Annotated in this window: 10 protein-coding genes; 7 read left to right on the forward strand and 3 right to left on the reverse strand. The window is 39.2% G+C overall.

Going from position 1 to position 21,217, the window contains the following annotated elements; translation table 11 throughout:
- Entirely contained in the window at window positions 1-1,557 is a 1,557-nt protein-coding gene (locus CWD91_RS04040; RefSeq protein ID WP_103439633.1) for a RagB/SusD family nutrient uptake outer membrane protein, read from the forward strand.
- A gap of 191 nt (window positions 1,558-1,748) precedes the next feature.
- On the opposite strand, the gene CWD91_RS04045 is transcribed toward CWD91_RS04040, so the two are convergent.
- Complete coding sequence (locus CWD91_RS04045; RefSeq protein ID WP_103439634.1) at window positions 1,749-3,401, reverse strand: solute:sodium symporter family transporter; 1,653 nt, start codon at window positions 3,399-3,401, stop codon at window positions 1,749-1,751.
- 413 nt (window positions 3,402-3,814) lie between these two features.
- Between CWD91_RS04045 and CWD91_RS04050 the strand changes: the two genes are divergently transcribed.
- The 5 genes from CWD91_RS04050 to CWD91_RS04070 all read left to right on the forward strand — a co-directional run bounded on the left by CWD91_RS04050 (window position 3,815) and on the right by CWD91_RS04070 (window position 13,815).
- Window positions 3,815-7,177 carry a VCBS repeat-containing protein gene (locus tag CWD91_RS04050; RefSeq protein WP_103439635.1) on the forward strand — a complete coding sequence of 1,121 codons (3,363 nt, stop codon included), beginning with the start codon at window positions 3,815-3,817 and terminating at the stop codon, window positions 7,175-7,177.
- On the forward strand, window positions 7,170-10,418 hold the full coding sequence (locus tag CWD91_RS04055; protein ID WP_103439636.1) for a VCBS repeat-containing protein: 3,249 nt from the start codon (window positions 7,170-7,172) through the stop codon (window positions 10,416-10,418). Before CWD91_RS04050 ends, CWD91_RS04055 begins: the two co-directional genes overlap by 8 nt.
- A gap of 224 nt (window positions 10,419-10,642) precedes the next feature.
- Window positions 10,643-11,989: a vanadium-dependent haloperoxidase gene (locus tag CWD91_RS04060; RefSeq protein WP_103439637.1), complete on the forward strand. Its 1,347-nt coding sequence runs from the start codon at window positions 10,643-10,645 to the stop codon at window positions 11,987-11,989.
- Between the two features lie 70 nt (window positions 11,990-12,059).
- Window positions 12,060-12,956 (forward strand): transcriptional regulator, encoded by an 897-nt coding sequence (locus CWD91_RS04065; RefSeq protein ID WP_103439638.1) that lies wholly within the window; start codon window positions 12,060-12,062, stop codon window positions 12,954-12,956.
- Between the two features lies 1 nt (window position 12,957).
- On the forward strand, window positions 12,958-13,815 hold the full coding sequence (locus tag CWD91_RS04070) for a hypothetical protein (protein ID WP_103439639.1): 858 nt from the start codon (window positions 12,958-12,960) through the stop codon (window positions 13,813-13,815).
- 28 nt (window positions 13,816-13,843) lie between these two features.
- Here CWD91_RS04070 and CWD91_RS04075 read toward each other — a convergent pair whose 3' ends face one another.
- Window positions 13,844-17,551 (reverse strand): metallophosphoesterase, encoded by a 3,708-nt coding sequence (locus CWD91_RS04075; RefSeq protein ID WP_103439640.1) that lies wholly within the window; start codon window positions 17,549-17,551, stop codon window positions 13,844-13,846.
- A gap of 54 nt (window positions 17,552-17,605) precedes the next feature.
- On the opposite strand from CWD91_RS04075, the gene CWD91_RS04080 reads away from it, so the two are divergent.
- Window positions 17,606-18,796, forward strand: a complete 1,191-nt coding sequence (locus tag CWD91_RS04080) for a Pycsar system effector family protein (protein WP_103439641.1) — start codon at window positions 17,606-17,608, stop codon at window positions 18,794-18,796.
- Window positions 18,797-18,810: 14 nt separating this feature from the next.
- Here CWD91_RS04080 and CWD91_RS04085 read toward each other — a convergent pair whose 3' ends face one another.
- Window positions 18,811-21,180, reverse strand: a complete 2,370-nt coding sequence (locus tag CWD91_RS04085) for a GAF domain-containing protein (RefSeq protein WP_103439642.1) — start codon at window positions 21,178-21,180, stop codon at window positions 18,811-18,813.
- Window positions 21,181-21,217: the final 37 nt, after the last annotated feature.

The following is a 21,217-nucleotide window of genomic DNA, read 5'->3' on the forward strand; positions in this document are numbered from 1 at the left end:
ATGAACATACAAAAATATATGAAACCCGTTTTCGGCTCCATATTTGTATTGGTAGGCCTTGTAGCCTGTACCAATTTGGAGATAGAAGAAACGGATTCGATCATAACTAAGGCAACCAGTGGTGGTTTTACACCAGTGGCCGATCCGGCATCTTCGCTGGGTGACCTTTATAACAAAGTTGGCAGCGATTTTCAAAACCAGGAAAATATGTACGCCATGTCTGAAGTAACTACGGATGAGTTATTAATTCCAACTCGGGGAACCGACTGGGGTGATAACGGAATTTGGCGGCAGTTGCATACCCATACCTGGACTCCTGCACATTTATTTATTAAGAATGCATGGAACAATTTAAATCAGAATGTTTTTCGCGCCTCGGAAATTATTGAAAGTAATCCTAGTGCAGCCGTATTGGCAGAGGCTAAATTTCTCAGAGCATTCAATATGTTTTTTCTAGTGGACTTTTTTGGTTCCGTACCTTTTAGGGAAGTCGATGAAGGACCTGAAATTAATCCAAAGGTATTGTCCAGAAGCGAGGCATTTAGTTTGGTAGAGAGCGATTTGTTGGCTGCATTACCAGGCCTACCGGACGGTAGTCCGGGAACGGCCAATACTGGAACAGCAACAAAGGCAGCCGTAAATTTTCTTTTGGCTAAATTATATCTAAACGCCCATATCTATAATGGTGGCACCGTGGATAACGCAAATATGCAAAAGGTTATCGATGCCGTAGATGCTATTGCAGCTCAAGGTTTTGCCATAGAAACGGGTTATTTTCAAATATTCGAATCCTCGGATGATAACGAGACCATTCTCTATTTAAAGAGTGAAGTTGCGGCCAGAATTTGGAATAGTCTGCATTACAATATGAACTCTCCCGATAACACCGGTGGAGGATGGAACGGATTTTCCACATTGGCCGAATTCTATGACTCTTTTGAGGGTGCCGCCAACTCCAATTATGTGGGAGATGGCCAAGAAGAGCGTAGAGGATGGGTTCCAGATGCGTCAAATGCCAACAATATTAATTTGGGACTTGGTTATGGTTTTTTAATTAACCAACAGTACAACGAAGATGGTACTAAATTGAAAAACAGACAGGGCGGTGACCTAATATTAACCAAGGAATTAACCTCTATGGTAGGTAATGGTGAAGCCGCTGGTATGCGAATTCTTAAATACCATCCAAATGACGGAGGAGAAATAAACTCCTTTAGAAAGCACCAGATTCTTTTTAGATATTCGGATGCCCATTTAATGAAGGCCGAGGCAATGATGCGTATGGGTGAAAACGTTACCACAATGGTGAATGAATTGCGCCAGGCTAGGACCAATACTCCAGATTTGCCCAGTGTAACCGAGGATGTATTACTGGCAGAAAGAGGAAGAGAGTTGTTTATAGAATTTTGGAGAAGGAACGATTTGGTAAGATTTGATAAATTCACCGCACCTTGGAGCTTAAAGGAGGTAAGTGGAGATCCGAATTTAAATCTTTTCCCAATTCCAGAAACTGCATTGCTTTCCAATCCCAATTTGGTTCAGAACCCAGGTTACTAAGAATTTTGGTTTAAGTATATTATATATTGTAAAAGAGGGCTGTTCATTTGAACAGCCCTCTTTTTATTGTGATCGGTTACCTAATGTTGTGTCGACTTCAATAAATAGTTTTCTTTATGTTAAAGTCGATACTAAAGGATAAGTAGGTATCAAAATTGTGCTATAACTACCTCGAATTGATTCCCAATCTTTTATTTCGCGAAATAGATATAGATTCCAATTACAATAACACATACGGCGATTCCAACTTGATTTACATATCTATAGGGTTCAATGGAAACTTGCTTGGTATATTCCAATTCAAATGCTTCTTTTCTAGGGTAAAACTTTCCAATGACAATCATGATCGCCGCATTTAATAAAAATAGAATGGCGTTTACATGTAAAAAGTGAGGGTAGGCATCTGCCTCTATTATTTTTAATGCGGCTGGGTCCGTAATCCCAGATGCTTTGGCTGCTTCCAAGGCCTTTTCCACAAACTGTCCCTTTAGAAAAAATTGACTTATAATATATAAAATAGAGCCGGAAAAAATGGCTATTTTGGCGGCAATGGCGGGCACCCTTTTTGTAAAATAACCTACTACTATAATGGTAAAAATAGGAATGCTGTATATGCCGTTTATTTCTTGTAAATAATTAAACAAACTTCCGGCATTTGCAATCATCGGTGCTATAAACATGGCGCCCAAGGCTAAACAAATGCCGAAAATCTTACCGTATTTAACCACTGTTTTTTCAGGGGCCTCTTTATTAATATGCTGCTTGTAGATATCTATACCGAATAAGGTCACCGAACTGTTTAGAACACTATTAAAGGAACTTAAAATAGCCCCAAAAAGTACAGCGGCAAAAAATCCGACCAAGGGTTTGGGTAAAACGGCCCGTACCAGTTCTGGGTAGGCAAGGTCGCTAGACGCCAGTCCGCCATCAAAATAATGATAGGCAATCATTCCTGGCAATACCAAAATTAAGGGTCCCAGAATCTTTAAAAAAGAGGCCAATAGCAAACCTTTTTGCCCCTCTGCCAAATTCTTGGCTCCCAAAGCCCTTTGAATGATCTGTTGGTTGGTACCCCAATAAAAAAGTTGAACCAGCATCATACCAGTAAAAATTGTGGAAAACGGCACTTCCTGTCCCGTTTCACCGGTTGAGTCGAATCTTGCGGCATCCGAGGTAATTAGATTATCAAGACCAGTAAACACATTCCCGTCCCCGATAGCCATCAATCCAAAAATAGGGATAAGGATTCCACCAACGATAAGACCAACAGCATTGATACTATCTGAAACAGCTACTGCTTTTAATCCTCCAAAAACCGCATAAATAGAACCTATGATTCCGATTCCCCAAATACAAAGTACCAAGGCCGTAGTTTCAGAAACACCCAAAAGTTCAGGAACATTGAACATGCCACTGATCGCCACGGATCCGGAATATAGGATTACCGGCAAAAGTACCACCACATATCCTGTAAGAAACAGCCCTGAGGTAATGGTTTTTGTGGTAACATCAAATCTCTTTGCTAGAAATTGGGGAATTGTGGTTAGTCCTCCTTTTAAATACCTGGGCAATAAAAAAACGGCAGTTACTACCATGGCAATTGCCGCCAATGTTTCCCATGCCATAACAGATAAACCATCGGTATAGGCACTTCCGTTAAGACCAACTATTTGTTCTGTGGAAAGGTTGGTAAGTAATAATGAACCCGCAATTACTCCTGCAGTGAGACTTCTGCCTCCCAAAAAATAACCGTCAGAGGAACTTTCATCAGTTTTTCGGGTAGCTAGATAGGCAATAAGGGCAACCAAAAGGGTAAAGCCCACAAAAGAAAAAATTCCTAACATTATGAGTAAAGTTTAATTGATTGGTCTAAATATATTGGATTATTTATAATATCCGGCAAGCTTAATAAATTTATCACAAAATCACCGATTCTAAAATATCAATTTAATATCAGTAAAACGCAAATAAATATCATTTATTAACAGTGCTTACAATGTAATTTATTGAACTTTAGTTATCTTGGTCTCAAATTTAAAAAGTTGATTTCCCACACTTTAAATACCAGTATGTTTAACCATTTTAAATCTTATAAATTGTGGTCAATAATGGAGATTTTTATGTAAAAACTTCTATCCATTGTTGGTAGTAGATAAAAATTGTAGGGAAATAAAATAATTCTTTAAAATGGTGAAAAGGCATGGAATACCGTTATGGTAAATTAAGGCTGTCTTAAAAAAAAATCACGAATATATCTATGGGAAAACTAAATATAAGGGTAAGCCTTATTTTATTGATATTGATAGTGCTTTCGTTGGGTTCTTGTTCCCCAAAAAAAGAAGTTGATAAATCGTCAGTGCTTCAAGAGGAAACCTTATTCTCCTTATTGGCTTCTGAAAATACGGGAATCGACTTTGTAAACAAGGTGGTAAATCAGAAAAATTTCAACATTTTTAAATACAGAAATTTCTACAATGGAGGTGGGGTTGCTATTGGAGATATCAATAACGATGGTCTGCCTGACATATATCTTACCGGAAATATGGTCCCCAATAAGTTGTACTTGAACAAAGGGGGATTAAAATTCGAGGATATTACGGAAGCAGCTGGAGTACAGGGTAATAAGCCTTGGTCTACCGGGGTGACCATGGTTGATATTAATAATGACGGTTTATTGGACCTATATGTAAGTAATGCCGGAAATATGGAGGGCAATAACCATGACAATGACCTATATATAAACAATGGGGATCTTACTTTTATCGAAAAGGCAGCCGAATACAATTTGGCAAAGACCGGATTTTCAACTCATGCCTCATTCTTTGATTACGATAAGGATGGCGACCTGGATGCCTATATATTAAATAACAGCAATGTGCCGGTCAGTAGTTTGGGCTATGCGGAACAACGCGAGGTAAGGGCTCAGGATTGGGCCGGGGTTCCCGATATATTTAAGGGTGTGGGGGATATGCTCCTAAGAAATGACGACGGCAAATTTGTGGATGTAAGCGAAAAAGCCGGTATTTTTGGCAGTTTAATTGGTTTTGGACTAGGGGTAATGGTGAGTGATATCAATGGAGATCTTTATCCGGACATCTATGTTTCAAATGATTTTTACGAAAGGGATTACCTCTACATTAATCAAAAAAATGGCACCTTCAAGGAAGAAATAGAACAATGGACCTCCCATTTAAGTTTATCGGCTATGGGAATAGATATGGCCGATATAAACAATGACGGCTTTGCCGATATCTTTATTACGGACATGCTTCCAGAGGGAGATCAAAGGGTAAAATCGGTTATGGAGTTTGAGGGGTACAATGTTTTCAAATTAAAGCAGAGTAAGGATTTTTACCAACAGTACATTCAAAATACATTGCAGTTGAACAATGGAAACAATTCATTTTCCGAAGTAGCCTATTACAGCGGGGTAGCCAAGACCGATTGGAGCTGGGCAGGTCTTTTGTTTGATATGGACAACGACGGATTAAAGGATATTTACATTACCAATGGCATAAATCACGATTTGACAGATTTGGATTTTGTGGACTTTTTTGCCAATGAAATTATCCAGAAAATGGCCCTTACCGGTGAGAAACAATCCATAGACTCCATCATTGCCAAAATGCCCATTGCGCCCCAACCCAACTACGCTTATAGGAACAATGGAGATATTACATTTTCCAATGAAACCAAAAAGTGGGGACTGGAATTGCCCAGTATGTCAAACGGTGCGGCATATGGAGATTTGGACAATGACGGGGATATGGATATTGTGGTCAATAATGTTAATATGGAAGCCTTTCTATATGAGAACCACAGCGATAAAAAATCGGAAAACAATTATCTTAAATTAAAATTCGAAGGTAGCGGTGCCAATAAATTTGCCATTGGAACCACTGTAAAACTATTTTTTGACAATCAAGTCATAGTCCAGGAATTGATGCCTTCCAGAGGGTTCCAGTCCTCAGTGGATTATGTTATGACCATTGGTTTGGGCAAGAATGCCACTATAGATTCCATGCAGGTAATTTGGCCGGATGATCGTACCCAAAAATTCAATAATATTAAGGCAAATCAATTCTTGACCCTTAAAAATTCTGAAGCCCAGGATATTTTTGTTCCCAATAAAAAAACAATTGCGAATCCACTTCTCAGAGAATTGGGAAACTCCAAACTCCTGGTGCATAAAGAGAATAATTACAACGACTTTGATTACGAGGGTCTTATCTCTAAAATGCTTTCCCAAGAAGGACCGGCTCTATCGGTGGCCGACGTAAATGGTGACGGTAATGAAGATGTTTTTATTGGAGGGGGAGCCAACCAGGCCGGCGTTCTCTATCTTCATGATGGCAAGGGGGCTTTAACGCCCACCAGACAAAAAGCTTTTGAAAAGGATGTGGCCATGGAGGATACCGCTGCAGCATTTTTGGACATAGATGGTGATGGGGATATGGATCTTATGGTAGGAAATGGAGGAAACCAGGTAGGCGATGAAAAACTGTACAAGGTTAGGCTTTATATTAATAATGGAAAGGGAATTTTTGAAGCTTCAAATGAAACTTTACCCAGTACCTATAAGAATATCGCTGTAATCGCTCCCCAGGATTTTGATAATGACGGCGACATGGACGTATTTGTCGGGTCCAGAAGTGTTGTAGGAAATTATGGCTTGGATCCGGACCATTTATTTCTGGAAAATAACGGTGACGGCACTTTTGGGGACGCCACAGAACGTTTGGCATACGACACCAAACAAGCAGGTATGATAACGGATGCGATTTGGGTAGATATCGATGGTGATGAAAAGAAGGATTTAATAACCGTTGCCGATTGGGGTAAGCCAATCATCTATAAAAATTCCGGAAAACGATTAACAAAAATAAACACCGCATTGGATAGCCTAAGTGGATGGTGGAATGCTATAAGTGCCGAGGATTTGGACAATGATGGTGATTATGATTTAATTCTGGGAAATCAGGGCAGCAATGTACCTTATTCCAGTTCCAAAGCCAATCCCATGAAATTGTGGGTAAATGATTTTGATAACAATGGAACCATTGAGCAGATTACCACTCGCAATTTTGAAGGAAAGGACTATCCCATTCATCAAAAGAAGGAACTAACTACACAAATGGTAGCTTTAAAGAAGCAGAACCTAAAATCCTCCGAATATGCCAAAAGAACTATTGATGAATTATTTTCAAATGACAACTTTAACAATACTATTGTCAAGGAAGGTTCCGTACAGGAATCCGTAATTGCGATAAATGAAGGGGATGGAAAATTCACAATAAAGAAATTGCCCGGGCGAGTACAATTGTCCTGTGTTTGTGGTATTACATGTGCCGATGTTAACAATGATGGCTATTTGGATCTAATAATGGGCGGTAATAATTTTGAGTTCAAACCTCAGTATTCACGCCTTGATGCCAATTTTGGAAGTATACTTTTAGGAAATGATAAGCTCGACTTTGAATGGCAAGATTACGATGAAAGTGGATTTTTTATAAAAGAGGAGGTGAAAAATATTGAACAGTTCAAGGATAAATATGGAAAACGATTCGTCATTGTTGCCATTAATGATAACAAACCAAAAGTATTTGCGCTGGATGAGTAGAGTTACATTAAACATTTTATGTGCAGTGCTTCTATATGGTTGCGGCTCTAAGGAAGGTGAGATTTTTAGGAATCCATTGCCAAATGAAACGGGAATCGACTTTCAAAATACCATAACAGAAACCGATGACCTGAACATTCTGGATTACCTATATTTCTACAATGGCGGAGGAGTGGCCACTGGTGATATTAATGGGGATGGGCTGCCCGATATTTTCCTATCCGGGAATCAGGTAAATAACAGATTATACCTAAATGAAGGGAACTTAAAATTTAAGGACATATCCGAAACTGCGGGTGTCTCTGGGAATAGTACTTGGAACACCGGGGCCATAATGGGCGATATAAATGGGGACGGACTATTGGATATCTACGTTTGCTCGGTGGTTGGTATAAATGGATTTAATGGGCAAAATGAGCTTTATATAAACAACGGTGATACTACTTTTACGGAAAGTGCAGCCGAATATGGTCTCGATTTTGACACTTACAGCAGTTCAGCCGCTTTGCTGGATTTTGATTTGGATGGGGATCTGGATATGTATCTACTGAACCATGCCGTACATACACAGCAATCCTATGGGAAGGCCGAACTAAGAGAAAAAAGAAATGCACAGTCCGGAGATAAGCTATTGCGCAATGATGTGGGAAAATTTGTGGATGTTAGTGAAGAGGCTGGGATTTACGGTGGCGCCAACGGATATGGATTGGGCATTGCCGTGGCGGATTTTAATCAGGATGGTTATCCGGATATCTATGTTGGGAACGATTTTCACGAGGATGACTATTACTATATCAACAATGGCAACGGTACATTTTCTGAACAATTGCGCAACTTTTTTGGACATACCACCAAGTTTTCCATGGGAAACGATGTTGCCGATATAAACCATGACGGATGGCCAGATCTTATTTCTTTGGACATGCTTCCTGAAGATGAAAGAGTTCTAAAATCTTCCGAAGGGGATGACCTTACCCAAACTCAAATATTAAGGGTAGACCGATTTGGTTATCACTACCAATATTCGAGGAACATGTTGTTTGTAAATCAACATAATACTCCATATACTGAAACGGCGATCCAAAGTGGCATTGCTGCGACCGACTGGAGTTGGAGTGCTCTCTTTGGGGATTACGACCAGGACGGGGAACAGGATATCTTTATTTCCAACGGAATTCCAAAAAGGCCCAACGATCTGGACTTTATAAAATTCGCCTCCGACGAGCAAATTAAAAATAAACTTAGCAACACCAAATTGGTAGATCAGCAGGCTCTGAACATGATGCCTTCCGGAGTCACCCATAATTATGTTTTTAAGGGAGGGGAAGATTTGAAATATAAGGATATGTCGGGGGTTTGGACAGTAAAGGATACGCTGATTTCAGGAGCTACTGCCATGGCCGATCTGGACAATGACGGCGATATGGACTTGATAATCAATACCCTTAACAGTCCTGCCGCGTTGTATATTAACAAAACGGACGACAAGGCCAACTATTTAAAATTGAGGTTTAATTATATCGCTAAGAATGAGTTTGGTATTGGTACCAAAGTCTATGCTTATCTGAATGGGGAATTACAGTACAAGGAATTATATACCGTTCGGGGATTCCAAGCCTCATCGGAACCAATGGTTCATTTTGGTTTTGGAAAGCAGGAGAAGATTGATTCCTTAAAAATAGTTTGGCCAAATAGGACCTATCAGGTTTTAAAAGAGGTTGCAGTAAACCAAACCTTGATTGTTTCCCCGGAAAACGCCCGGCCTTTCAATTATAATTCGCTAAGGCCATTTTCAAAAAGGATATTTAATAAAGTTGAAGGAAACTTGGGCATCAATTTCACACATGAAGAAGATAATTATTTGGATATCAATAGACAAAAACTAATTCCCTATCAAATATCTGACCGTGGTCCTGCCTTGGCTATAGGTGATATGAACGCTGATGGAAAAAATGATATATTTTTTGGAGGCTCCAAATACATTCCGTCAAGAATATTTCTACAGGGAGATTCCACCTATTTGGAAAAAAGGATTGCAAATATTGCAAACGACTCCATAAAGGAAGATGTTGTCGCCATTATAGCGGACCTGAATAATGATGGGAAGGACGACCTTTTTATAGGTAGTGGAGGGGCTGATTTTTACAATGAGATGGCTCCCTTAACGGATAGCTATTATCTTCAAAATAAATCGGGTTTTGAGGCAAGTGAATTACCTGAGTTTTTTGAAAATGCGGCAGTAATAAGGGAATGCGATTTTGACAATGATGGTGATCTGGATTTATTTGTTGGCAATAATGCCATAACCAACGATTTTGGCAATATCCCAAATTCCTATTTGCTGAGGAACGATCAAGGTAGGTTCTCCATCGTGGAAAATAGGGAACTGCAAAAGGCCGGAATGGTTACGGATGCGGTCTGGAGCGATTTTGATAATGACGGAATACTGGATTTAATAGTTGTGGGGGAGTGGATGTCGCCAAAATTCTATAAAAACAACAAGGGTCAGTTAACGGAGCAAATGCTATTGGATAATTCCTATAGTGGATTATGGGAATGCATAATACCCTTTGATATTGACAAGGACGGAGATCTGGATTATCTACTGGGAAACTGGGGGAACAACACCAAGTTCAAGGCCTCACATGATTATCCCATGAAAATGTTTTATTCGGACTTCGATCAGAACGGGAGTACCGAGACCATTGTGGCCACCGAAAAAAATGGCATGTATTATCCTTTGGAAGGTCTGGACGAACTTTCCGCCCAAATGGTAGGCCTGAGAAAGAAGTTTACCACCTATAAAGCCTTTGCAGGAAAACCCATAACCGGGATTTTAGATCAAAAGGCCTTTAAAGGTAGCACTGTCCTAGAAGTTAATACCCTACAATCCGGTTATTTACAGAATAATGGTGACAAATATTCCTTTGTTCCCTTTAAGGCGGAACTGCAGGTTGCTCCTATAAGAGCCTTTTTAGAGTATGACTTTGATAAGGACGGAAGTACAGAGATTTTGGCAGCAGGAAACTATTTTGGAATCAAACCCTATCACGGGAGGTTGGATTCTTTTTCAGGAGCCTTGATAAAAAATGAAAATGATGTAATTTTGGGCAACAAAATAGGCCTGGATCTGCAATTGAAGTCGGTAAGACATTTAAATATAATAGATTTGAACGGTAGACCCTATTTGTTGGTCACCTACAATAACGATCGGACCCAGGTATATGACATTGGCGAATAGGAGTCCTAATATGGCTATTCTATTCTAAAAGGGATATTTTGGAGTTAAAATGAGGTGAAGAATTATTTGAATAATAAATTTAAAATGAAATGGACCATTCCTATTCTTGATATCTACTAAGGGGTTTAAGAGTAAAATCCCAAATTCATGAACACGGTATAAAAACAATACAAAAGGTTATAATTAATTACATCTGCCTTTTATAAGCAAATAAGTATAAACTGATGAAACAATATTTAAGATTAATTCTATTATTTGCAATAATAGTCTCCTGTGATAAAAAGGAGGAGCCAATTGTTATTGCTCCCCAGGATCTGCACAATTCCATACACAAGGTTACCGAAGTTATGATCCATGATATTTTTTCGCCTCCAGTGGCAAGTAGAATTTTTGCATATCCCAATATTGCGGCTTATGAGATTATAGCGCTTAACAATGAGGAATACAAGTCTTTGGTTGGACAGGTAACGGATTTGACACCTATCCCGGCACCTGGGATGGACAAACCTATCAATTATCAAATGGCTGCCCTAATTGCGCATATGGAAATAAGCAAGCGTTTAATTTTTTCGGAAGACAAGATTGAGGTATATCGAGATAGTTTGTACGCTAATTGGCAGGATAAAAATTTGACCCTATTCAATAATTCCAAGGAATATGGTCTAGAGGTTGCAAAGCATATAGGGGACTGGTTGGATAAGGATAATTACAAACAGACGAGAACGATGCCCAAATTTACCATCAATACGGACGACACCTCGCGTTGGCAGCCAACACCGCCAGCTTATATGGATGGTATAGAACCACATTGGAGCAAAATTAGACCTTTCGTTATAGACTCGGCCAATCAATTTGTACCTGCTCCACCGCCAATATTTTCCATGGAATTGGGTTCCGATTTCTATAAAGAGGTAAAAGAGGTCTATGATATAAGCAACGAGATTACCTCAAAAGGGGATACTTCCGAAGAAATTGCCATTGCAAAGTTTTGGGATTGTAACCCTTATGTCTCCGTAACAAGGGGTCATTTAATGTTTGCAACCAAAAAAATTACTCCAGGGGCACACTGGATCGGGATTACCAAAATTGCTTGTGAAAAAACAAATTCCGATTTTGATCAAACGGTATTTGCCTATACCAAGACCTCAATGGCCATAGCCGATGCCTTTATAAGTTGTTGGGATGAAAAATACCGATCTAATCTTATACGTCCCGAAACGGTAATAAATCAGTATATAGATGAGAATTGGCAGCCAGTATTGCAAACACCGCCTTTTCCGGAATACACAAGTGGACATTCTGTGGTTTCCGGTGCTGCGGCCACTGCCTTGACCAGTATTTTTGGGGATAATTTTTCTTTTGATGATGATACGGAAATACCTTATGGCTTGCCAATAAGAAGTTTTACATCATTTAATCAGGCTGCAGATGAAGCGGCTATTAGCCGCATGTATGGTGGGATCCATTATAGGGCTGCTGTGGAAATTGGGGTAGGACAGGGTAGAAACTTGGGTAAATTTATTGTGGAGAAACTTGAAATGAAAGCAGAAAAATCCCTGGTATCCAAATAACACCAAGAATCAAATACATTAGTGCTCCTGTAATATTCAAGATTCATATAGCCGGATAAAATTATAATTCGTGAGAAACAAAACTATTTACTTTGTCGCTTTCCTTCTTCTGATATCCTTGGTTTGGTATCTTTTTTTAAAACCCTATGATTATTCGGTCTCCATTAGATCCAAGACATTCCCAGGAACCATAAATCAAAGTATAAAATTATGGGGCAATGCGAATAAAAATACGATGTTGTTGAAACAAAAGGATTTTTTGAATATTGACCAGCAGCTGTCATTTAATGATACCATTCTCCAATATCAGTGGAGAATCACTCCCATTAATGACTCTACCTCCAATATAAATGTATACATAAAGGATGTTAATCATAGTTTAATGAATAAATTGAGCATTCCTTTTTCCGACACCAATTTTGAAAAAAGGACCAAAAGGACCATTATTGACTTTAACAATTTGTTGAATGATCATATTGAAAAGTTCAGGGTTACCGTGTTGGATTCCATGCAACAATTGCCTGAAACCTATTGTGCCTATATCCCTTTAAAAGCTTCCCAGCTTTCCAAAGCACAGGGAATGATGCAAAATTATCCGATGCTCAGTACTGTCCTCGTTAATAATAATGTGGAATTAAATGGAAGACCATTTTTGGAAATCACCGATTGGAATAGGGAGGTGGACAGTATTTCCTTTAATTTTTGTTATCCAATAATAAAAAGTGATAGCCTGCCACAAAATGGAATCATAAAGTACAAAAAGGTTAATAGTTTTAGAGCCTTAAAAGCAATATACAATGGAAATTATATTACTTCTGACCGCGCCTGGTACGCTTTGTTGGACTATGCCCAGATGAACGGGATAAAAGTCTTGGAAACACCAGTTGAGGTGTTTTTTAATAACCCAAATATTGGGGGAAATGAAATAGAATGGATAGCAGAGATATATATGCCTTTAAAAGAATAAAATGAAAAAATACTTTTTTTTGCTGCTCTGGGTCATTGTTGTGGGGTGTACCCATAATTATGGACAATTGACATATGTCACCAAACTTCCCCATAAACTAACGGAGAATTCGGGAATGTTCCCAGCCAAGGATTCTACACTTTGGTTCGTTATGGATAGAGGTAATCCCAATAAAATTTATCAGGCAAATTATGAAGGTGATCTTTTAAAGGAACTAAGGGTAAAAAATGCCAAAAATCACGATTGGGAAGATTTGGCCAGCGATGGCAATAATGTATTTATAGGGGATTTTGGAAATAATAGTAACGACCGGAAAAATTTGGCCATCTATAAGATACCAAATCCCAATACTGCAAAAGGAGATGATATTGAGGCGATAAAGATTGAATTTAATTATCCTGAACAGAAGGATTTTCCTCCAAAAAAGAAAAAATTGCTTTTTGATGCCGAGGCCTTTTTTTATCATCAAAATAATTTCTACATAGTAACAAAAAATAGGACACAACCCTTTAATGGGGAAGCGTTGCTATATAAAGTTCCGGCCATAAAGGGGAAACACCAGGCCCAATATTTGGGTTCGTTTGTTCCGCCTAAAGGAAAGATAAATGGGCAAGTGACATCAGCAGATATTTCCCCTGATGGTAAAACCATAGTGCTCTTGGGTAATGGCACCTTATGGGTGTTCAGGGATTTTACCATGGATAATTTCCTTTCTACGGGAACCTTAAAAACCATAGACTTAGGGGTGTATACGCAATTGGAATCCGTTTGCTTTACCGATAACAATACCTTATTGCTTTCGGATGAGGAGTCCGCAAAAACGGGAAGAAATCTATATTCTTTTGTGTTGGGCAATTAAGGTACTGCAAAAAGTGTGCAGATTGATATCAGAATCCAAAACCTACACCGATGGAAAATCTTGGGCCATCAACACTATTGAACATGGCTACCCTCGCAGTCATCACATCCGCCCCGTTAAGGAAAAAACCTCCTCCATATGAGTTGTGCCACTGATCGGAATTTTCGTTGGGAGTCCAGACCCTTCCGTAATCAAAACCTCCATATATCCCAACTGTAACCGGCAATAATCCTGTTTTTAAGCTTTTTAGACTATACCTAAGGTCTGTATTCTGGTAATAACTGGTCTTTCCGGAAAATCGCTGATTTCTAAAGCCTCTAAGGCCATCTATCCCACCTATACTGGCTGCCTGGTAAAATTCGTAATCGTCCCCTATATTAAAATTGGCCTTCCATTTTGTAGCGAGGACCAACCTGCCATTGGACACCAATTTATAATCAAAGGAAAGACTCGGAACTATATAGGCATAGGCCTCTCCCTGGTTCTCCAAACTGGCCTTGTATCCTATGAGTAGTCCAGTTGTCATTCCCATGGTAGGGAAGGCGGCATTGTCCAAATTTTCGTAGGTGTATTCGGCGTCCAGCCCAATAAAACTGTTTCTGCTCTCTTCTCCGTTGGCCAGGTAGAAGGTATTCACGAACCTATCTTCGGTTTCTTCCACTTCCAAGCTTTCATAAGAAATTCCAGTTCTGAATTTTGCCCCCAGCTGTCCACGCCAAACCAAAGAGGGAGTAAAACTTAAGTTTTGAATTTTCACCCTATTGTAATCCATCTCCAATGTATCGTCAAAATTTTCGGTCTCATTCCCAATTCCAAAAAAGTTAATGCTAAAATTGGGGCTGGTAAAACGGGCAGTAAGCTCCAAGTTCCAGTTGTCCAGAATATGGGCAAACTCTCCTTTGTAGCCCAACTCAAAGCCATTAGTGGCAAAATAATAGGCGGCATTGTAATTGTGTTGGGTTGTATAAGGGTTTTGCCGTAGTCCATAAAAAGTATTTGTAGCATTAAATCCAAGCTTCATGCCGTCATCGGGATTGAATCCTATGGTCGGGATTATCTGGCGTGTACTGTTCCTGAGTTTAAGCGGTTGATAAGTGTTGGTTTCGTAATCGTTGGTAAGTCTTAACTTTGCTCCCTTTATTTTCTTGAACGTGTTTTTTTTGGACCTATGGTCATAAATCCAAGTATTGCTACCTTCGGATATATCATAAACATCGTTGTTCTGTCCGCCAATAAGTCTAATTTTTATTTTATTGCCCTTACCGCCTGCCACTTCGAAGATATCATCATCGTCCAAACCATAGACCCATATTTCTTGGGTGATATTACGGTTAAATTTCTTCTGAAAGAATAGCTTTTCCTTTTTTCCACCTATGTTTCTATAAGCTTTTATTTCTACTTCTTGGTCGGACAAATTGTTGATTTGAAACCAATCGTCCTTATCGGTTCCTTTTATGACAGCATATTTATTGATTGCCAAAAAGTAATCATCGGCAATTTTGGAAAGGTCTTTGATCCGGGATATAAGTATCGTCTTTAAGTTAAGGATATTTTCGTCCAAAATTTCTTGGGGGAAAGCCCTAAAGGCCTCGTCTATTACGGCTGGGGTTAGGTTTTGCTGTATATAATATACCTCCTTCTCCCAATCCTCCTTTGTAGTTTGGGCCAATAAGGTTACATCCAGGCCATAAGCACTCTTATTAAAGGCCGCCACATTTCTAATGTCATTATTAAATCCTTCCATCATTTGAAGGGCAGGAATTATTCTTGTTGCAATACCCATTAAGGCCCCATCTCCCCAAATGGAATACACCTGGTCCCGATCTCGAGGAATGGCCTCAAAAACAATCTTTCCGGTTTCCTTGTCCTTGACTTCGCCCCAGCGCCATTGATCGTCATGTCTATCCCAATCGCCTATGACCATGTCAAACAAGCGCGTCCTTAAGTATCTATCCGTATTGACAATATATTTTTCGTCCTGTTTTAATTTATCGATCATATCCCAGGTACTTTCAATCTTATTGGTATAGCCAAAACTGCCCAATTCCCCATGGCCGTCGCCCACCTGTTCTTCAAAAATGTAAAGCTCATCCCCAAATTCTCCATTAAATTCTGCCAAGGCTTGTTGTTTTGGGATATAATATAATTTTGGATTGGTATGGTAGAGGTCTATTGCGTCGGAGAGGGTTCCCACGGTTAGAAGGCCGTATGGCAGGGCCCCGGTATAAAAATCCATTAGAAGTTTCTCCGTATACGTATCCTCGAATTCTCCAATTACATATTTATCTTTAAAAGCCATGGCCTGTAGGTATACCTCCGCACTTTTTTTAACCGCTCTCATTACGTATTCCTTTCCATTCTTATCGGATAACCGCAAGGATTTGGATTGGTTGCCCCCTCCTTTACGGACGGGTTTTAAACCGCCATAAAGCGTATCCAGGCGAAGGGTGGGGGCTTTTACTTCCATGCCGTAGTATTTCCTATACCTTTCGCCCCAAATAGTTTTGAAAAAATTACTTTTTTCAATATCGTGCTTAGAGTAAACAGATGCTTTTACCTCTTTTGGGAAATCTTTGTAGTTATATGTGTAATTTTCGTTTCTATCCGGCGGCAGTACTTGTGTACAAAATAGAAGGTCAGAATCATTATTTTGCCCAACCCCATAATATCTTACTTGGGAGGAACCGTCATTGTACACCTTTAGTTCTGCAAAACCCATTCTTCCCGTAGAGAATTTAGTGCCGTTCAACAATCTAGTAGCTCCTTCCTTGGCCCCAGAGCCACTTACGATCTGGGGGATATTGTCCTCCACGATGTATTGTAGGGAATGTTCGTGTCCTGAGGTCAATATAACCTTCTCAGAATACTGCGCTATGGTTACCAGACGATTCCTTAATTCCGTATATCTTTTATTTTGGAGATCGGCGTAGGATGCGCCACTTGTTTTTCTTAAAAGATTTACAAAAGAACCTATAATAGGGAGGGGAAAATTGCCGCCAACAGGGTTTAAATGAAGTTTTGCCGAATACTGACCACCATGTGGCCCATAGCTGAACATGGGATGGTGTAAGGCCAATATGGTAGTTCTGTCACGGTTTTTTTTGATAAGGCTTTCAAGTTCCTCAAAAAAGGTTGCGCGATCTTTTATTTCGCATTTATCGTTCATGCTAGGGTGCTTGTCCCAATTGGTCAAGTACCATTCCGTATCAATGGCGATAAGTACCAATTCATCATTGATATCTATTTTCTCAATAGGGCAACCATCTTCAGGAAAAAAGACATCTTTGCTATTCAATTGTTTCTGGATGTATTTTTGTTGTCTTTCCAGCCCTTCCTGCCCTTCATTGTACCAATCATGGTTTCCAGGAATAAATATGGGATTGCCCTTAAACCGGGCGAGGGTCACAAGTTGCGCATCCAGATTGTTTTTAGCTTCCAGATAGGCCTGGGTGGAATCCTTTTTGTTTGGCATTCCGGCTGGGTAGATATTATCGCCCAAAAAGAGGGCAGTGCTATTCTTATCGGCTTTTTCCAAAGCCTTTTGGAAAGCTTTAAGCGCTTCACTTTGATCATTCATGGGGGATTTCCCCGCATCCCCTATCAAATAAAAAGTGTGCAGTAAATCACTATCGCTTGGCATGTCCACAACTGTAGTACCTTCTGCATATTTTGTTTTATTGGTGGCACAGCCTACCAAAAAAACAAGGATCAGTATAAGTTGGTAATGTTTCCTCATGTACATCAGTTTAGACATCAAAATTTTGTAATTTGTGGGTCATAATTAACTCTTATGTCGGAAATCCTCGAAAAAACTGAAAATTTTGTTGTCGATTTATTATCTAATAAACTAGATTCCAGTTATTTGTACCACAATTTAAGCCATACGCAGCGGGTTGTTAAAAGTACTAAAGAATTATTGAATTTTTATAATTTGGGAGAGGTGGAATATGAAATTGCCCTATTGGCAGCTTGGTTGCATGATACCGGATATACCGAAGGTTCGGAGAATCACGAGGAGACAAGTTGTGATATAACCCGGGAATTTTTAGGTAGGCAGGAATACGATGAACAAAAAATAGACCGTGTATGTGGTCTAATTATGGCCACAAAAAGGTTCTATGAGCCCCAAAACCTCGTGGAAGAAATTATTAGGGACGCGGATTGTTCCCATTTCGGAAAGAAGAGTTATATGGAAACTGCGGAGCTGCTTAGAGAGGAGTTGGATATTTTGGGATTGGCAACATATACCCAAAAGGAATGGCGAGAGGCCAACCTCAAGATGTTTCAAACGGAACAGCGTTTTTATACCGATTATGCCCTCCAAAATTGGCAAGAAGAAAAGGATAAAAATATAAGAAGGCTGATCAAGGGAAAAAAAGCGGAAGAAAAATTAGTAAAAAAGGAGAAATTGAAGGCCAAATATAAGAGTGAAAGCCCCGATCGCGGCATACAGACCTTATTTCGGGTAACTTTAAAAAATCATTTAATGCTCAGTGATATTGCTGATACCAAAGCGAATATACTACTCTCCGTAAATGCCATTATTATTTCTTTGGTCTTGTCCAATCTTATGACAAAATTGGACAATCCGTCCAACAATTACCTGGTCTACCCCACCTTATTATTTGTTATTTTTAGTGTGGTGTCAATGGTTTTGGCTGTTCTGGCAACAAGACCAAATGTTACCCAGGGCGAGTTTACCAAGGAGGATGTAAGACAACGAAAAGTAAACTTGTTGTTCTTTGGAAATTTTCATAAAATGAAATTGGAAGATTACCAATGGGCCATCAACGAGTTGGTGCAGGATAAAGATTATATCTATTCCTCCTTGACTAAGGATTTATATTATCTTGGTTTGGTATTGAACCGGAAATATAAAATATTACGGTGGACCTATACTATTTTTATTATTGGAATGGTAGTTTCCGTAATAGCTTTTGCTGTTGCCTTTAAGTATTTTGGCCCGGATCGGGGTATCTAAGTAAAAGTATAAACTTATTTCTTGAGTTCGTCCATTAAATCCTCATAGGAATAGGTCTTGCCCATTTCATTTTTGGGATTGTAGCTAACCGATGCCCTTATGGCCTTTAAACCGGACACCCCTTGGAGACCTTCCAATTCTACTATTTCAACCTTGCCATCAAAATAACCTTTGGATTTCAGGAATTTTATATACCTAAGGTACTCCAGTTCATCTTTCTTTTGTGAATAGACGATGGCAATCTTTCCAGGTTGGGTAAGACGTTGATTGGTGCCTTTAATGTATGATTTGTCTATGCGTTTTTTAATGATTTCATATCTGGCATTGTAGGTGCCGTCCACATCAAAACGTTTCTCATCCATTCTAAATCGGATAGATAAAGAACCATTATAGACAAGGATAAGGGAGGCTACATCTAGTTGAACCTGGAGCTTTGATTTCAGGGCGTAGTGTTTATTTTCCATTTCGCACATTACCTGTAATTGCCATAACCTAAGATTGCTTAGATAAAGGAGGTCAAATTCCCTCGCTCCCGTAATGGAGTCTCCAATATACATATTGTGTTCCACACCGTCTGTCTTATACCGTTCAAAGTAATGAGGGTACATATTCTGCGCTTCTTCCTGTTTTTTGTCGATGACAGATGCCAGTTTTTTGTTGATCAAGGTTACACTTTCGTCATAATTTTTCCTGTGATCATAGTAGGATCCAGTTCCCATATCAATTTTGGACTCATATGACAATAATAAGTCCTGATAGTATTTGGACGATTTTTTCAGATGTGCGAATACGGGATTAATTTCTTCATTTACAAAATCGAAAATAGCCTGTTCACTGTTGGTGTGCAACACCTCCTTTATATCGTCTATATGGTTGTTTACCCTAAAAATAAGTTCTTCATATATGGGTAATTTATTTTTCTCCAAAGCCTGGGAAAGCACATTGTTTATCTCGGACAATTGGATCATGAGGTCTCTTTGAATGGCAGTATTTCTTGCTTGGGAAGAATCTTTAATATCTGTTTGACCGTATAAGGGGTAAACTTCATCAAAAACAATTTCCCTAAAAGATGGCTGCAAACCTTCCTGGTCTTCCAAAATAAATCGTTTGGCTTCCTCTTTAAATTTCCAATACACGGATGAATGTACAGAGGTACATTCATTTTGGATGACGGCATCAATTAAATTCTCTTCCTCCTCCAAAGAACGCAAAACGGCGGAGACGATATAGGGTATTACATCTTCCAGTTTCTTGGCATTAACACTATTGAGGTCATTTGCTTTGTCCGACACCAGTTCCAGTACCCCTAATAATCGCCCATCTTTGGCAATGGGCGCCAAAAGTGCACTTTTTATTTTTTGGTCATGTAAACCCTTATAAGGGGGCAAACCACCTGAGAGTTTATAATATTTTTCTACATCGCTGATTACAAAGTAATTATTTTGATCGATTAATTTACTGTACGATGCTTGGCAAAGGGACTCATTGCAAGTTTCAATTTTCTTATCCTGTAAAATAAAGCTGTTTATGCCGTTGGCAGAAACCCTCTCAAATTGTTGGTCTTTGGAATTGTATACAGCGAACCCAATACGCATATTTGGCAACCCAAATAACGATTTAAAGGTATTCTCCACACCTTTAACGAAATTGCCTCCAGTCTTGTCATTAATGATTAAATTGGATTTTATTTCGGATATGGAATGTTCAGCCGTAACATCGAACATGTTCGATATTACAAAGCCTTTACTGATAAAACTATTGGGAGGGATCTTCTCTTTCCAGAGTTCCACATTGTCAATGTTTTCCAAAAGCTCGTCAACATCCTTTTGGGTGATTATCAATGGGTTGCCTTTGGGTAGGATTTCTATGAAATCCGCATTGTACAAAATGCGATAATGTCTCATAACCCCATTGGCATCGGGGATATCATAGAAAAAGGGCCTCTTAAAATCAAGATTAAATCCGTAGTAAAAGTTTAGGATAACCACACAGGCCATTATATAGCTTATTTCATCTTCCTGGTTCCTAATTTCGGGTTCGAAATTTGGTCCTGCCGCTTCCAAAATTCGCTCAAAGCGCTTGCTGGAGTTAAATGTTATGTTTGTATAAGGCGTTGATGCCGTTTTTATTTCATTGGTGGTAAGTACAGTGGAAAACAAATCCTGTAAGATGATTTGTATTACTTCTTTGTGTTCTTGCAGCAAGGCTATATCGGTGAATCCTTCACGGAGTTCGGGAAAGGGGGCTTGGGCATTTACAATATAACGTGCCTTGGAAGCCAAGAACGAATCCTCGCTCCCTGCCATTTCATCATATTGTCTTAATAATTTATTAAAGCTTATATGATGCTCCAAAGGTGATATTTTATCCGTGAATCCCTTCATTGACTGTATTAGTCTTATTTTGTACCGTAAAATTACA

This window comes from Arenibacter hampyeongensis (assembly GCF_002909255.1).
Classification (GTDB): Bacteria; Bacteroidota; Bacteroidia; order Flavobacteriales; family Flavobacteriaceae; genus Arenibacter; species Arenibacter hampyeongensis.

Bases quoted from the DNA above. Each gene is read 5' to 3' on its own strand.
- CWD91_RS04040 (WP_103439633.1), top strand. From the start codon at position 1: ATGAACATACAAAAATATATGAAACCCGTTTTCGGCTCCATATTTGTA.
- CWD91_RS04045 (WP_103439634.1), bottom strand. From the start codon at position 3,401: ATGTTAGGAATTTTTTCTTTTGTGGGCTTTACCCTTTTGGTTGCCCTT.
- CWD91_RS04050 (WP_103439635.1), top strand. From the start codon at position 3,815: ATGGGAAAACTAAATATAAGGGTAAGCCTTATTTTATTGATATTGATA.
- CWD91_RS04055 (WP_103439636.1), top strand. From the start codon at position 7,170: ATGAGTAGAGTTACATTAAACATTTTATGTGCAGTGCTTCTATATGGT.
- CWD91_RS04060 (WP_103439637.1), top strand. From the start codon at position 10,643: ATGAAACAATATTTAAGATTAATTCTATTATTTGCAATAATAGTCTCC.
- CWD91_RS04070 (WP_103439639.1), top strand. From the start codon at position 12,958: ATGAAAAAATACTTTTTTTTGCTGCTCTGGGTCATTGTTGTGGGGTGT.
- CWD91_RS04075 (WP_103439640.1), bottom strand. From the start codon at position 17,551: ATGAGGAAACATTACCAACTTATACTGATCCTTGTTTTTTTGGTAGGC.
- CWD91_RS04080 (WP_103439641.1), top strand. From the start codon at position 17,606: ATGTCGGAAATCCTCGAAAAAACTGAAAATTTTGTTGTCGATTTATTA.
- CWD91_RS04085 (WP_103439642.1), bottom strand. From the start codon at position 21,180: ATGAAGGGATTCACGGATAAAATATCACCTTTGGAGCATCATATAAGC.